The organism is Kordiimonas sp., from assembly GCF_048260245.1.
Taxonomy (GTDB): domain Bacteria; phylum Pseudomonadota; class Alphaproteobacteria; order Sphingomonadales; family Kordiimonadaceae; genus Kordiimonas.
In genome coordinates, this window is sequence record NZ_JBLXGZ010000029.1 from 21,216 (window position 1) to 35,684 (window position 14,469).

Annotated in this window: 14 protein-coding genes; 9 read left to right on the top strand and 5 right to left on the bottom strand. The window is 55.5% G+C overall.

Annotated features, from left to right (window positions below):
- The first annotated feature begins 9 nt into the window (after positions 1 to 9).
- The 4 genes from ACN0VM_RS13660 (at position 10) to ACN0VM_RS13675 (ending at position 2,915) form a co-directional block, all read left to right on the top strand.
- On the top strand, positions 10 to 555 hold the full coding sequence (locus tag ACN0VM_RS13660; protein ID WP_417451448.1) for a GNAT family N-acetyltransferase: 546 nt from the start codon (positions 10 to 12) through the stop codon (positions 553 to 555).
- A 3-nt stretch (positions 556 to 558) separates the two neighbouring features.
- Positions 559 to 1,221, top strand: a complete 663-nt coding sequence (locus ACN0VM_RS13665; RefSeq protein WP_417451449.1) for an RluA family pseudouridine synthase — start codon at positions 559 to 561, stop codon at positions 1,219 to 1,221.
- 268 nt (positions 1,222 to 1,489) lie between these two features.
- On the top strand, positions 1,490 to 1,636 hold the full coding sequence (locus ACN0VM_RS13670) for a hypothetical protein (protein ID WP_417451450.1): 147 nt from the start codon (positions 1,490 to 1,492) through the stop codon (positions 1,634 to 1,636).
- Positions 1,637 to 1,736: 100 nt separating this feature from the next.
- The gene (locus tag ACN0VM_RS13675; RefSeq protein WP_417451451.1) at positions 1,737 to 2,915 is read left to right on the top strand and encodes a type III PLP-dependent enzyme; all 1,179 of its coding nucleotides are present in this window, start codon (positions 1,737 to 1,739) and stop codon (positions 2,913 to 2,915) included.
- 18 nt (positions 2,916 to 2,933) lie between these two features.
- On the opposite strand, the gene ACN0VM_RS13680 is transcribed toward ACN0VM_RS13675, so the two are convergent.
- The 4 genes from ACN0VM_RS13680 to ACN0VM_RS13695 all read right to left on the bottom strand — a co-directional run bounded on the left by ACN0VM_RS13680 (position 2,934) and on the right by ACN0VM_RS13695 (position 6,775).
- A complete protein-coding gene (locus ACN0VM_RS13680) occupies positions 2,934 to 3,695 on the bottom strand; it encodes a cytidylyltransferase domain-containing protein (RefSeq protein WP_417451452.1) in 762 nt (253 codons plus the stop codon).
- Between the two features lie 6 nt (positions 3,696 to 3,701).
- Positions 3,702 to 4,664 carry an ATP-grasp domain-containing protein gene (locus ACN0VM_RS13685; RefSeq protein ID WP_417451453.1) on the bottom strand — a complete coding sequence of 321 codons (963 nt, stop codon included), beginning with the start codon at positions 4,662 to 4,664 and terminating at the stop codon, positions 3,702 to 3,704.
- A complete protein-coding gene (gene pseI / locus ACN0VM_RS13690) occupies positions 4,664 to 5,716 on the bottom strand; it encodes a pseudaminic acid synthase (protein WP_417451454.1) in 1,053 nt (350 codons plus the stop codon). The genes ACN0VM_RS13685 and pseI overlap by 1 nt, the downstream gene beginning before the upstream one ends.
- A gap of 135 nt (positions 5,717 to 5,851) precedes the next feature.
- Positions 5,852 to 6,775 carry a hypothetical protein gene (locus tag ACN0VM_RS13695; protein ID WP_417451455.1) on the bottom strand — a complete coding sequence of 308 codons (924 nt, stop codon included), beginning with the start codon at positions 6,773 to 6,775 and terminating at the stop codon, positions 5,852 to 5,854.
- A gap of 268 nt (positions 6,776 to 7,043) precedes the next feature.
- Between ACN0VM_RS13695 and ACN0VM_RS13700 the strand changes: the two genes are divergently transcribed.
- From ACN0VM_RS13700 to aroQ, 5 genes are all read left to right on the top strand, one after another.
- The gene (locus ACN0VM_RS13700; RefSeq protein ID WP_417451456.1) at positions 7,044 to 8,273 is read left to right on the top strand and encodes a TIGR03862 family flavoprotein; all 1,230 of its coding nucleotides are present in this window, start codon (positions 7,044 to 7,046) and stop codon (positions 8,271 to 8,273) included.
- Between the two features lie 70 nt (positions 8,274 to 8,343).
- Positions 8,344 to 11,139, top strand: a complete 2,796-nt coding sequence (locus ACN0VM_RS13705; protein WP_417451457.1) for an MASE1 domain-containing protein — start codon at positions 8,344 to 8,346, stop codon at positions 11,137 to 11,139.
- Positions 11,140 to 11,213: 74 nt separating this feature from the next.
- Positions 11,214 to 12,104, top strand: coding sequence for an alpha/beta hydrolase family protein (locus ACN0VM_RS13710; protein WP_417451458.1), 891 nt, complete (start codon positions 11,214 to 11,216; stop codon positions 12,102 to 12,104).
- A gap of 22 nt (positions 12,105 to 12,126) precedes the next feature.
- The gene (locus ACN0VM_RS13715) at positions 12,127 to 12,636 is read left to right on the top strand and encodes a SixA phosphatase family protein (protein WP_417451459.1); all 510 of its coding nucleotides are present in this window, start codon (positions 12,127 to 12,129) and stop codon (positions 12,634 to 12,636) included.
- Complete coding sequence (gene aroQ / locus ACN0VM_RS13720; protein ID WP_417451460.1) at positions 12,636 to 13,157, top strand: gamma subclass chorismate mutase AroQ; 522 nt, start codon at positions 12,636 to 12,638, stop codon at positions 13,155 to 13,157. The genes ACN0VM_RS13715 and aroQ overlap by 1 nt, the downstream gene beginning before the upstream one ends.
- Here the strand turns inward: aroQ and ACN0VM_RS13725 are convergent.
- A complete protein-coding gene (locus tag ACN0VM_RS13725) occupies positions 13,154 to 14,368 on the bottom strand; it encodes a M24 family metallopeptidase (protein WP_417451461.1) in 1,215 nt (404 codons plus the stop codon). The two genes, aroQ and ACN0VM_RS13725, sit on opposite strands and share 4 nt — an antisense overlap.
- Positions 14,369 to 14,469 lie beyond the last annotated feature (101 nt).

Sequence of the window (14,469 nt, forward strand, 5' to 3'; positions counted from 1 at the left end):
GATCATGACATGGCCTATAAAGCTTTGCCCTTCAGCTACCGGGTTGCGGCCCGCGGGGACATCCCGGCACTTACCGGTATCATGAATGCTTCGATCGCCAAGCTTCAACAGGCTTTTCTCTCACCCGAGCAGGTCGAGGCATCGTTCGAACTGATGGGCATGGACACACAGCTCATTGATGACGGCACCTATTATGCCATTATTGACGGTGACCAGATTGTCGGCTGTGGCGGCTGGTCGCGCCGCGCCACTCTATATGGCGCCAACCATACCAAGGGCCGCGACGCCCGCCTGCTGGACCCAACCCGCGACGCAGCCCGTATCCGCGCCATGTATACGCATCCCGCCCACGCCCGGCGTGGCATTGGCCGGTTCATTATGGACCTGTGCGAAAAAAAGGCTGCACAGGAAGGCTTCACCCGTTATGAGCTGATGGCAACCCTGTCCGGCGAGCCACTGTACCGCGCGTGCGGCTACTCGCCGGTTGTGCGTGAGGACGTGCCAACCTCAAACGGGGTCACAGTGCCGCTGATCAAAATGGAAAAACACCGCTGAATTATGAGTGCCCCAATCCTGAAAGACTATGACCCGCCCAACGTGCCACTCGATATCCTTTATGTCGATGACGACATTCTGGTGCTCAACAAACCGAACGGCCTTTTGTCCGTGCCGGGTCGCACGCCTGAGAAACAGGATTGTCTGGCGACCCGCGCAGAAAAACAGTTCACCGGCGTGCGCATTGTGCATCGGCTGGATATGGAAACCTCAGGCGTCATCATCATGGCGCGCCATATGGATGCGCTGCGCCACCTGGGCCGCCAGTTCGAGGAACGCAAAACCGACAAAATTTATGAGGCCCGCGTATACGGCCACCTCTCCCGCGATGAGGGTGAGATTGACCTGCCCGTGCTGATCGACTGGCCCAACCGGCCAAAACATCGGGTGGACTTTGAAAACGGTCGCGCGGCGTTCACGCGCTATAAGGTGCTGGCGCGCGAGGAAAAATCCACCCGCGTGGCCCTTTACCCCGTTACCGGGCGGTCGCACCAGCTTCGGGTTCATATGCTGAGCCTCGGGCATGCCATTCTGGGTGACAACCTGTATGCTCAGGGCGAAGCCTTCACCATGGCGGACCGGCTGTGCCTGCACGCACGCCAGCTAACGCTTGCACACCCTGAAAGTGGTGAATCACTCACTTTCGACGCGCCCGTGCCCTTTTAAGGGACTGACCCGTCATAGGAATTCACACTTCTGATTGGCCGTAAAACGCCATTTTTATGGTTGCTCAAATATGGCACAAAAAAAGGCTTGCATTGAGGTCTAAAAAGCCACATATGCGCCGTCAGACGTAAAAAGCGCACGTGCCACGACTCCCGGCTTATTGCTGATGCAAACCGGCAGACACGTACGGGTAACGACGCAAATCGTCCTTTGTTGATTGGGGTATGGCTTAGGCCAGTTCCCACATTGATTGAAGGGGTTTGCCGGGATGATCCGCACGACAAAAATGGGCGCGCTTTCGCACCTTGCCGCATCGCACGAATTTAAAGCCAACCGGCAGTTCCTGCCGCGCGAGATGTTTGATTATTTTTCAAGCGTCATAGAACTTACCTATATCACCGCGCATCACGGTTGATGCGCCAAACGCCAGCCAAAGCTGGCGGTCCTGTCTCCGGCTCGAACCATGGTGGTTTTGAGCCATAAGCTGTCATCCTTGTAGACCAGGATTTTGGCCAATGCAGGTACTTGAAGTTCTCCGCCCTCTCCCATCCGCAGAAAACTGGACCCTTGAGGGGCTTAACACATATGCGAGCGTTGCCGACGCCCTCAAGACTGAGCAATGCAACGATTCTGTGCATGTTTTTTACCCAAAAAAACTGGCTGAAATGGCGGCACGCTTCCTTGCGGGTTTTCGTGGCACCAACCTTTATGCCGTCAAGGCAAACCCGCACCCGGCCATTCTGAAAAGCCTGTGGCAGGCTGGCGTACGCGACTTTGATGTGGCATCGCTGCGGGAGGTTGAACTGGTCAGCAAAACGTTGCCCGGCGCGAACCTGTATTTTATGCACCCGGTCAAAAGCCGTCAGGCCATTCGCCATGCCTACGCCATGGGTGTGCGCGGTTTTTCCTTCGATACGCTTGATGAACTGATCAAAATTGAAGAAGAAACCAGCGGCGCGGCTGACCTCAAGCTGTTCCTGCGCCTTGGTGTCGCGGTACAGGGGGCGGCTTACGAGCTTTCCGGCAAGTTTGGTGCGCCACTCGACCTCGCGCCGCTCATACTACGCCGTGCAAGGCTCTCGGCGCAGCGCCTTGGTGTCTGTTTCCATGTAGGCTCGCAGTGTATGCGTCCAGATGCGTTTGCTGATGCCATCGCTCAGGCCGCAGGTGTATTGAAGTCATCTGGCGTGACACTTGACCTCATTGATGTGGGCGGCGGATTCCCTGTAGCCTATCCCGGCATGGAGCCGCCAGCACTGGAAGAATACTTCCGCGTGATCCATGCCGCCCTCGATGCCAATGGCTTCAACGACACCGAGACACTGTGTGAACCCGGCCGGGCACTAGTGGCCGAAGCTGGTGCTGTTGCCGCGCGTATTGAGCTGCGTAAAGGCGCTGACCTCTACCTGAATGACGGCACCTATGGCGCCCTGTTTGACGCCGGCGTGCCCGAATGGCCCTTTCCGCTTGACCTTGTGGCAGGCGACGAGCGCGCGTTGAGCAATGATGTCATCGGCTACCGTGCCTATGGGCCCACATGCGACAGCTGCGACAAGATGGCAGGCCCTTTCCCGCTGCCAGCAGACGCGCGCGAAGGTGACTGGGTGCTGTTCGAACATTTGGGTGCATACGGCCTCACGATGCAGGCTCGGTTTAACGGTTTTTATTCCGAAACGCTCGTCGCTGTATGTTAAAAACGTGCGGGATGTGGCCTAATCGGCTGCATCCCGAATGATTTGCTGGTTCTTGTCGGCCCATTCGGTAATGCGCATGCGGTTGATCGCGCCCAGTGCCGGGTTTTGCTCACAAACAGCCAGAATTTCCCGCCACCCGGGCATTACCGGATGGGGTGGCAATTCAGTACACAATGCCTCGAGGAAGGCGAAGTCTTCGGGGTAATCCAGCACCCACCGCTGATCGGTTGTATAGTTTCTGTCCGCCATATGAATATAACGCCTGATACCTTCGGCTCGCTTAAGCCACAGGGTTACATGCTCCCGGTCGAGCGGGTTTTCGGCTTTTTCTCCAGCCAGCCTGAGCGCCTTAGCCGTCATGACCTCACTGTCCAGGCCATGCGGCCATAAAGCCGTCGCACCATAGTCGGCACCGTGTTCGATCATGCTTGCCAGCAGGCCACCTGAGACTTCAGGGTCAAGGAACGGGCAATCTGAGGTGACCCGCATGACATAGGATGCGGGATAAGCTTCAAGTGCTTTCAGGTAACGGGAGAGCACATCAGCTTCGCTACCAAGCACAACCGCCGCGCCTGCGTGTTCTGCCGCCGCACGAAGCGGCGCGTTATGGTCGCCTTCCGGCATCGCAATGATGACCTTGTCCACACCGTCGATACGCTCGCAACGGTCAATCACACGCTGTAAGACAGGCACACCAGCAAGCGACTTCAGCACCTTGTCCGGCAACCGACTGGAGGTCCGCCGTGCCTGAATGACACAGATGCAGTGTAGACCCGCCATAACGCACTACTGTCCTGGCATGATCAACCGGTCCGTCGCGTAGCGCAGCGACATCATGCCGGTTTTAATCGCCCGGTTTTCGCGGGCACGGTCATCCCCGTGCATCAGGGCAACAAGCCGTTCGGGGGAGGCAAGGCCGCTTTGAATGCTGAGGTTCGAGCACCCCCCGAAACGCGCGTTCACTTCAATCACCCGGGGGCCATCCTGCTCATTATAGAAAAACTGCACAAGGTTGTGACCGCGAAGGCCAAGGCCGGAGGCCAGGTCAAGCGCCAGCTTTTCCACTTCCGGCAGGTCGATAATCTGTGAGCGCCAGCTTTCACCGTTGACGAGTTTCAGCCGCTCGCGCACCACTGCCTGCACAGCATTGCCGTCAAAATCCATCATAAGGTCACAGCTCAGCTCGCGGTCAGTCACATAGGGCTGAAGCACATAGTCATCTATATCAACGCCCAGCCGCCGGAAAGCCGAGAGACTTTCGATCATCACACCACCGCCGGTAAAGGTACCGTTCCTGTGTCGCATGAAAATCGGGAAGGCGTTTGCATGCGACACATCGGCGATGGGCAGCACCGGAAAGCCTTTTGTAAGGCAGTAAGCCTGAAAGTCCTTTTTATCCTGACAGAGCGCCAAAACGGATGCGTCGGGCAAGGGCACGGTCACGCCAAGCGCGGCCAACCTGCCTTTCAGGCGCGCAAGTTGCTGCAATTCCCCATCCCGTGTCGGGACCAGAAGCGATATATCGTGACGCTGACAAATATCAAGGAGAGTGGTTTCATAGTCTGGCGCATCATCACGAGGCATCGCTTCAAAAGCATCAGCGAAATGTCCGGCGCAACACTGCGTGTCCATGTCGGCGGCGATCACTTTGCCGCCCAACGGGTGCAGAACCTTCTGGAAAGCCTCAACCAGCAACACTTTGGCGGACGCACTGGTGATCAGGCAATTGATGGCTTTTGCGGTTGTCATCAGTCCAGCATGTCCCACCCAAGCGGACTGCCCTGTGGCACGTCCCGTGTTAGCTCTCGCCCCATTATCTCCGGCAGATGCCGGGGATGAAGGCCACCCGCAGGCCGAACGCTGCGCACGTTGGCGCCGTCGAGCCTGTCTCCCTTCTTAAGGTCTTTGGCGATATAAAGCGAGCGCTTGAAACGCAGGCTCTCTTTTTCCGCTTCAATCGGCGCTGTTTTGGGCTGTCCGAGCATGGCAAATATTTGCCGCGTTTGCGTGACGAGTGTTCCCAGTTCATCCGGCTCCAGCGAAAAGGCACTATCGATTGCGCCGTCATCCCGCGATAGACAAACGTGCTTTTCAAGCACGCAGGCACCCAGTGACACAGAGGCAAGTGCAGCCTGTATGCCCAAGGTGTGGTCGGAAAAACCGGCACTCACACCGTGCTTTTCCCGAATATAAGGTATGGACGACAGGGCCGCATCTTCAAACGCTGTTGGGTAACTGCTTACACAGTGCAATACACATACGTCGCGGACACCCCTGTTGGCCAGAACGGCCAACGCCTCAGAAAGCTCGGCGTCGTCAGCTGCACCGCTGGAAAGCATCACTGGCTTACCTGTTCTGGCTACCCGTTCAATCAGACCGACATCCGGCAATTCGCAGGAGGCAATCTTGTAAGCCGGAGCGTCAAGACTCCTGAGCAAATCCACCGCTGTACCGTCAAAAGGCGCACTGAAAGCTATCAAACCAAGTTTGCGTGCATGTGCAAAAAGGGCTTCATGCCATTCAAAAGGCGTATGGGCTTCCTTGTATAACTCGTAAAGCGTGCGCCCCGCCCACAGGTCGGCCTGCACGCGGAAGGCCGGTGCATCGCTTTCAAGGGTGATTGTGTCGGGGGTGTAGGTCTGAAATTTTACGGCTTCGGCGCCCGCTTCAGCGCAAGCGGTGATAAGGTTGAGCGCATTCTCAAGCGACCCGCCATGATTACCGGAAATTTCCGCGACCACCAATGGGGCAGCACCCTCACCGATTACGCGGCCTTCGATGTTGAAGGTACGGTTAAACATATGGCTCCCGTTCCAATTCCCAACCTTGCAGCTCTGATCGCTACACTCCGGTGCCATAATTCATTGGAAATGCTCATAAATGCAAGCTGGTTTCAACATTTGGCAGCACCTCGACAGACACCCCGCCGCATGACGTCAACGCGCAACCATCAATTCCGCCATTCGCGCCACAATCTTGCCCGCCGCGCCCGATTGTAGCGCTGCACTACCACCTGGCTCATGGTGTTGCAAAAGAGCCATGACGGAAACATTGTGGGCGTTATAGCTGTCCAGCGTCGCAACACCAATCTCGGGAAGAAAACCGACATTCTTGTGCTGGTCTTCCTGTGTAGCGGCTGCACAAACCCTGCAGCCTGCGGCAAGAGCCTCAAGAACAGTTGCCCCGGCGGCACCAACATAAGTTCTGGCGCTGCCCAGAAGAACCGGCATGTCCGCGCCGCGCAAAATGGTTACTTTGTCGCCATCCAGTGCCAGAAGTGCGGCGCAGGGCTCCTGGTATGCCGGGATTGGCACATATACCGGTTCTCCGGTGCGGGCGTGCAACTCGGCTGCCACAGGCGCCGCGAGGCTGCCGTCATCTGTACCGCCGAAACTGACCACAAAACCTTCCCGATTTTCAGTAGGCTTGGCGCTTGAGAAAAACACGTCGTCCACCAGCGCGCAGGACGGCCCACGAAAAATTTCGCGCGCTTTATAGGCGGAATAATCGAGGCTGGGCGCATAAAGATTGGGGTTGATGACAAAATCGCAAACCACCGGCCGTTCCGCAAGGTCATCAATCACACAGCTGGTGCGCGCCTTGGCACACAAAGCCGATACTTCTTCAGAGCTAAAACTGCAGGTATCCATGACCAGAAAGTCGAACTGCCCAGGCAGCTGCTCAACAGGGCTGGAAACAAACCCCATACTCGCGATCAGGTCGCTGCCTTCATCGCTGGTAACATAAACATCACAGCCAATCCCCTGTGCCGCCAGCGCGCGCGCAAGCGTCAGCGTTCGCCTGACACGGCCAAGGCCCGACTTTCTGCCACATTCGATGATGATTGACGCTCGCGCCAAATCATTCTCCCAATTAAAAACAATATGAGTAAGCCTTTGAAGCAGGCTCCATCCCATTGCACCCCAAACAGTACACTTAATCATGCATACTATATGCCAAATGTTAATAACATATAGTTAAAGAAGAAAATCAAGAATCCGCATTCATGCCCGCCTCTATAGCACAGCATAATCTGCCGTTGTCGCGACCACCCACCCGGCCAGACTTGCCGTTTCCCGGTAATAAAGATAGGGTGCCCGCCACGCGCTAGACACGGTGAGAAGCTCCATGAAGACCGCAGCAAACAAGGTTAAGATCGCAATCATTGGGGCGGGCCCGGCAGGCTTGATGGCGGCCGAGCAGTTGACAGGCGCGGGCATGTCTGTCGATATTTTTGACGCCATGCCCACACCTGCGCGGAAATTCCTAATGGCAGGAAAATCCGGCCTGAACATCACCCATAGCGAACCGCTGGAAACCTTCCTCACCCGCTACGGGCCACTCAGGCATGGTCTGCAAGACGCCGTTCGGGCCTTTCCTCCTTCAGCTGTATGCGAATGGTCAGCAGGCCTCGATAATCCCACATTTGTCGGCAGTTCAGGCCGTGTATTTCCCGAAGCGCGCAAAGCATCCCCGCTGTTGCGCAACTGGCTTGTGCGCGTCACCGGCTCAGGCGCCCGGATCCATACCTGGCACCGCTGGACAGGATGGGATAAAAATGGCGCCCACATCTTCGACACCCCGCAAGGACAAAAAACCGTGCAGGGCGATGCCACCCTGTTTGCACTTGGCGGCACCAGTTGGCCACGCCTTGGCGGCAACGGCAACTGGCTGCAAGCCTTCGCTGACAGAGGCATCAAGCTTGCGCCTTTCAAACCTGCAAACTGCGGCTTTAATCACGTCTGGAGTGATTTTTTCAGGCAGCGTTTTTCTGGCGCCCCTGTCAAAAATATACTGTTGAAACATGGCAATGAAACCGTACAGGGTGACTTCGTTATTACAGGGACAGGGATAGAGGGCAGTTCGGTTTATACGCTATCCGCCTACCTGCGCGACGAAATAGAAAAACAGGGCGAAACCACCCTGAGCATAGACCTGACACCGGACCGCAGCCTCGAATATCTGCTCGGTGCATTAGGGAGACCGCGCGGCAAAAAGTCCTTCGCGACACATCTGAAGCGAACAACCGGGCTGGTTGGTGTGAAAGCCGGGTTACTGCGCGAACTACTGCCCAAAAGCGCTTTCGAGAACCCGGCCAAGCTGGCGAAAAACATCAAGGCGTTATCATTACCGTTGAGTTCCCCGCGACCGATCGACGAGGCCATTAGCGTAGCGGGCGGCGTCAGTTTTGATGCTGTTGATTCCAACTTGATGCTGCAGGGCCTTCCGGGCCAGTTCGTTGCTGGAGAAATGATGGACTGGGAAGCACCAACCGGTGGCTATCTGCTGACTGCGTGTTTTGCCCAAGGCCGCCAGGCTGCGAAGGGCATTATTCGCCATGTTATGCAGCAACCGTAAAACCTAGCAGGCTAATACTCCCTTAACATTTGCCCCGCATAATGCCCCACCTCAGGAGCATATCAGGCAAGTGACAGTTCAGGCACCACTTACAAAATCCGTGATACGGCAGCGGATTCAGTACCTGTTTCAAGTAATTGCTGTCGCGATAACTTATTTCGCGACCGGCAAGCTAGGGCTGTTGTTATCCGCCAACAACGATTATTCCACCCTTGTGTGGCCACCGTCCGGGATTGCAGTCGCGGCCGTGTTGTTGCTGGGCTACCGTATCTGGCCGGCGATTGTCTTTGGGGCACTCGCGGTCAATATATCCTTTGCTGGATCAGGCTTTGAGCTATCAGACCTGTTCCTGTCCGATCTGCAGAATTACCCCATCGCCGCTGGCAACACACTGCAGCCACTCATCGCCGCCTATCTCCTGAAGCGGGCGCGCCTTTTTCGTAGCCCCCTTACGCAGCTAGGAGACATCCTACGGTTTTACGCGCTCGCGGGGCCGATTTCCTGTCTGGTAGCCGCCACAATAGGCACCCTTAGCCTTTACACTTTCGCCGTCATTCCGGCAGCGGACTTCGCCAATACATGGGCAACATGGTGGATCGGCGATACCAACGGCGTCATTCTTCTAACACCCCTGATTATAAGCTGGAGCTTGCCGCAAGATAATGCCTGGCAGCGACGCCGTGCCGCTGTTTCCGCAGGTTCAGTGCTTGTGCTTATCATCTTGACCATTTTTGTGTACCACGCGCAAAAATGGAATGAAGAAGACTTAAAACGGCGGCTTGAACATGAGGCTGACATCATTGCCCGTACCCTGAGCGATGAAACCGAACGAGCATTAAATGCAGTTCAAACCGTTGCCGATGCCCTGATTATTTCGCCCGGACTTGATCCCGCCAGCTTCAACCGCTACGCCAGTTCGCAACTGGAGCGCACCCCGGGCCTTACCGCGCTCTCGTGGAGCCGCAAACTGCGTGGTGCCGCGCGGGCCGAGCAGGAGAAGGCACTCTCTTCACTGTATGGTCGCCCGGTTTACATATCTGCGATCGGGCCTGACGGCTCGACACAACTCGCCCCTGCAACAAATGAGTACGTATACGTACACAGCATCGTACCGGGCGGAGCGGACAGCAGAATTATCGGGCTGGATATCAACTCTAGTCCCATAAGACACGACGCCATCGAAAAAGCACGACTGACCGGCAAGCCCGCAATTACGTCACGAATTAATCTGGTCCGGAGCCGAAGCTATGGCGCCCTGATATTGATGCCCGTGGGCAACAATGACAGCATCCAAAATTACGCAACGGGCGTCATGGAGATAGGCCATCTCGTTGAAAAAGCGTTGGAGAGAGCGTCCGCGCCGGGCCTTGTCGTGACCGTCAACGATATGGACGCACCACCTGATTTAGGCGAGTTGTATCGCGACCTCCCGCCCGGTGAAGCCGACGATAAAACATTGCGGCGGGATCTGGATGTAAGCCAAACAATCAGCGTTGTAGATCGCCAGTGGTCAATCACCGTCACGCCCACACCGGCGTATGTTTTTGCCTATCGGCCCAAAACATCATGGCTTGTTTTATTAGCGGTTTGGATCTCGGCTGCGACCTTGATTATATTGGTTCTGGTCTTGACCGGATGGCATTTTGAAACTGAGCGACTGGTTGTCAAACGTACGGAGGAACTGGTCAGGGCGAACCGCACAAAAACCGACTTCCTTGCCAATATGAGCCATGAAATCCGCACTCCGATGAACGGGGTTCTTGGCATGATAAACCTGCTGCGCGATACAAAGCTGGACGCAGAACAATCCAGCCTGCTGGGCACGGCACACCAGTCGGCAAAGCTTCTGCTCGCGGTTATCAATGATATTCTGGATTTTTCGAAACTGAGCGACGGAGCGCTGGCCCTTTCCTATGAACCCGTCAAATTCGCGGACGCCCTAAGTGATACAGTGCAACTGCTGCAGGGCGCCGCGGTTGACAGGGATATCGAGATCATTTGCAGGCTTGGTGATACTCCAGCACCCGCTTTGCTTTTTGACGAGGCGCGGCTGCAACAAATCCTGTTCAATGTTATTGGCAATGCGATCAAATTCACCGACAAGGGCACCGTAACCGCCTCGCTCGTGCAGATACCTAATGACAAAAAAAGCTACACTGTATCAATCATTGTAGAGGATACCGGCGCAGGTATCCCTGACACCGAAAAGACACGGATCTTTGAACGTTTCACCCAAGTGGACAGCACGTCGAAACGGAGGCATCAAGGTACGGGACTCGGACTGGCCATCACTAAACAGCTTGTCGAACTTCTTGGCGGGACCATCTCCCTTGAAAGCGAGATTGGCATCGGCACTCGCGTTACCATAATGTTCGCGAGCCTTGAGGTGGCCCAACTGCTGGAAAAACAGCGCAGCAGTAACGCCAATGGAACCGCAGCCAAGGCTAGAAAAAAGTTGAACATTTATGTGGCAGAAGACAACTTTGTAAATCAGCTTCTTGTTCAAAAAATACTTGAGCGGCAAGGGCACAATGTGTCCCTTATGTCGAATGGCAAAGAGCTCCTGTCCGCACTGGACCGGCTGTCGAACGATAACCTGCCGGATATCATTTTAATGGATATCCAGATGCCAGACATGGACGGCCTTGAAGCGACAAGGGCCATACGCGGCAGACACGATCCGCTCGCGGCGCTTCCAATTATCGCCCTGACCGCCAATGCCCTTCCGTCGCAGCATGAACAATATCAGGCTGCAGGCATGAACGCCTGTATCAACAAACCCATTATTTTTGCCGACTTTTATGACTGCATTGCCAGTACCCTCGATCTTGAATTTTGTGAAATCGCTGACCTGCGTTCACCCTGAATGCCGCCTTTATGATTGACAGCTTGCCTCATATGTCCAAGCTGGAAAAAATACAAAGTGCGGAGGATATCCTGATGAGAACCCTTAGTATAAAATCAGCCTTCGCGGCTATCAGCGCGGTCCTGTTGGCAACTGTGGTTCATGCCGCGGACCCGGTAAACACAGACCCTGCCAGGATCGATCGTGACGCCCCCCCGGGGATGGTTGAGCTTGTGGTGCCAAGCAATGGTGCCCACATGACAGGCCACCTATACACCGCGAACGGCCCGGGCCCACACCCCACGGTGGTGATGCTTCATGGCTTTCCGGGCAATGAGAAAAACCTTGATCTGGCTCAGGCCTTGAGGCGAGCAGGCTTTAATACGCTATACTTCCACTATCGCGGTGCCTGGGGTAGCGAAGGCAAATACAGTGTGCGCCATGTAACTGAAGATGCATCTGCCGCTCTCGCATTTGTGCGCATGCAAGGCGAAGCAGGCGCCATGCGTATCGATCCCGACCGTATCAGCCTGTTTGGCCACAGCTTGGGCGGCTTTAATGCAATCTATACAGGGTCCGCCGACAAGGGCGTTCGCTGCACAGTTGCCGCAGCGCCCGCAGATCTGGTGCACTTTGTCGGCGCCGTCTCCAGTGAAGACGTCGTCAGCACAGAAGCGCAAGCATCTGTGCCCGGGCTTGACGGGTATTCATTTGCTGACCTTGTGAGCGAAACCAAAAGCAATCTGGAAGACTTTTCCCTCATCACCAAGATGCCTTCGTTTGAAGCCCGCGCCCTAATGATCATCTCGGGCGATAAAGACACCGTCGTTCCGCTAAGCATTCAGACACCGCTGGCAGAGGCTGCGGAAGCTGCCAACGCCGCACCCTTTAAACATATCGTTATGGATGCCGACCACGGGTTTTCATGGAAACGCATTGCCTTCATGAAAGCTGTCACATTATGGATGCAGCAAAATTGCCAATAGAATTATCCATCAGGAAATGCTCATGTTGAAACTAAAAGCCTTAGCTCTTTGCCTCCTGTTCCTGACACCCGCAGCATCGGCAGGCCCCACGATCTATCTTGTCAGACACGCCGAAAAAGAGGCGGACGACAGCGAAGACCCTAATCTGACACAGGCAGGACTGGCCCGCGCAAACTGGCTTGCCGAGTATTTCAAGGACAAGGGCCTGACTGCCATCTATTCAACCGCCTATCAGCGCACCCGGCAAACCGCCGCCCCCACAGCCAAGGTGACAGGGCTGACGGTGAATAGTTATAATCCGCGCGCGCTTCCAGCCTTTGCAGAAACCCTAAAAGGCATGGATGGTGTCATTCTTGTTGTCGGACACAGCAATACAACGCCAATGCTGGTAAGCCTTTTGACAAATGAAGAACATGAAGAACTGGATGAGCGGGTCTATGACCATATTTACAAGGTCATACCGAAAGGCCGCAGGCTTGTATCCACCATACATTACAGCGAACCACAAACACCGCTCCCCAAAGACGACTGATGAGGCTTTTTTGTGGTCTGCTGTGTCTGGTGTTTTGGGTATCGCCCACGCATGCGGACGACCCGGTAGACCGCTTGGCTGCCGCAATGGCAAACCGTCTACAGGTTATGACTGAGGTAGCGCACTATAAGTGGCAACACGGCATCGCTGTGGATGCACCAGAGCGTGAGGCCTCGGTGATAGCCGCAACGGTGGATAAAGCGCTCACGCTTGGGCTTGACCGGCACGTGGCGACAAGAGCTGTCACTGCACAGATGGACGCTGCGAAGATGCTACAACGAAGCCTGATCGCTTCATGGCAGACAGGCCCAACGCCCGAAAGGGATGCGCCTGATCTGGCCCAGAATATTCGACCGCGCATCAACCAATTAACCACCGCATTCCTGCAGGCGCTGAAGGATGCACAACCGCTGCTCGAAAACTGCCATACACCCGAAAGGCCCGCACATATTGATGCCGCCATTTGGCAAACCGCAGTTTCCGGCACTGTGCCACTACGCTGCGGCGCAAGCGCAGACTAAGCGTTCAGGCCAAACGGGTCATCAATGCTATGGCTTGGTTCAGTGAACCATTTGGGGCCATTTTCCGTTACATAAAAATGGTCCTCAAGCCGGACGCCAAATTCGCCGTAGAGGCATAACATCGGCTCGTTGGAGAAACACATACCGGGCGCCAGCTTGGTATCGTCAGACGATACCAGATAGGGCCACTCGTGGATATCAAGGCCGATGCCGTGGCCGGTGCGGTGCGGCAGGCCAGGTACATTATAGCCGGGGCCATAGCCGAAGCTTTCCAGCAAGCTACGCGCGGCGATATCCACATCACCACAGCGCGCGCCGGGTTGCGCGGCTTCAAACGCGCGGAGTTGGGCAGCTTTTTCGTGGTTCCATACCGTGCGCTGCTTCTCCGACGCTTCGCCAAATACATAAGTGCGGGTGATGTCTGATTTATAGCCCAGGAGGTCGCAACCCGTATCAATCAGAACCATGTCTCCGTCTTTTAATGTCTGGGGTTCTTTCACACCGTGCGGATATGCCGTTGCTTCGCCAAAAAGCACAATACAGAAAAAAGATCCGCCGGGCGCACCAACCCGCTTGTGCGCGTCATGGATAAAGGCGGTTACCTCCGTGGTGGTAATGCCCTCATGCAGCATAGCGGCAGCGGCTTTATGCACCTCAAGCGTCATGTCTTTTGCGCGCTGCAGGATAGCAAGCTCGCTATCGGACTTACGCATCCGACAATGGGCGATCACTTCGCGACCATCAATGAAATCGATATCTGGTGCCGCTTTCCTCAGGCCATCGGTCAGAAAAAACGGGCACGCTTCGTCAAGCCCAACCTTGCCGGCAACGCCCGCTTCCACCAGCATTTCGGCAAACAGCTCATAGGGGTTTTCATGTTCCTGCCAGCCGCGTACCTCGCCCTTAAGGCACATATAGTCATTGATCGTGCTGATCTCAAAAGAAGGTGCAATATAGGTTACTGGCCCAGAAGCCGGGATCAATGCCCCGACCATGCGTTCACTGGGCCACCAGCGGGTGCCTGTGAAATAATAGAGGCTTGTGCCCGCGTTGACATAGATAGCGGCGATATTCTCTTCCCGCATGCGCCTTTGGGCCTTCGCAACCCGCGCGGCAAATTCCGCTTCGGCAATTGGGGCTACACCCACGGTCATATCTTTCAACTTTGCAAGCTCTGCCGCTTTATTTGAGCCACCGACACCGATTGCCATATGCTTTATCCCTTTTGTATTCCACCACGTTGATGCGGCTCCTTCTATCATGAAGTATCTGTTGCATATAGGCCCATCATAAAGATGATGGTACCAGTAGG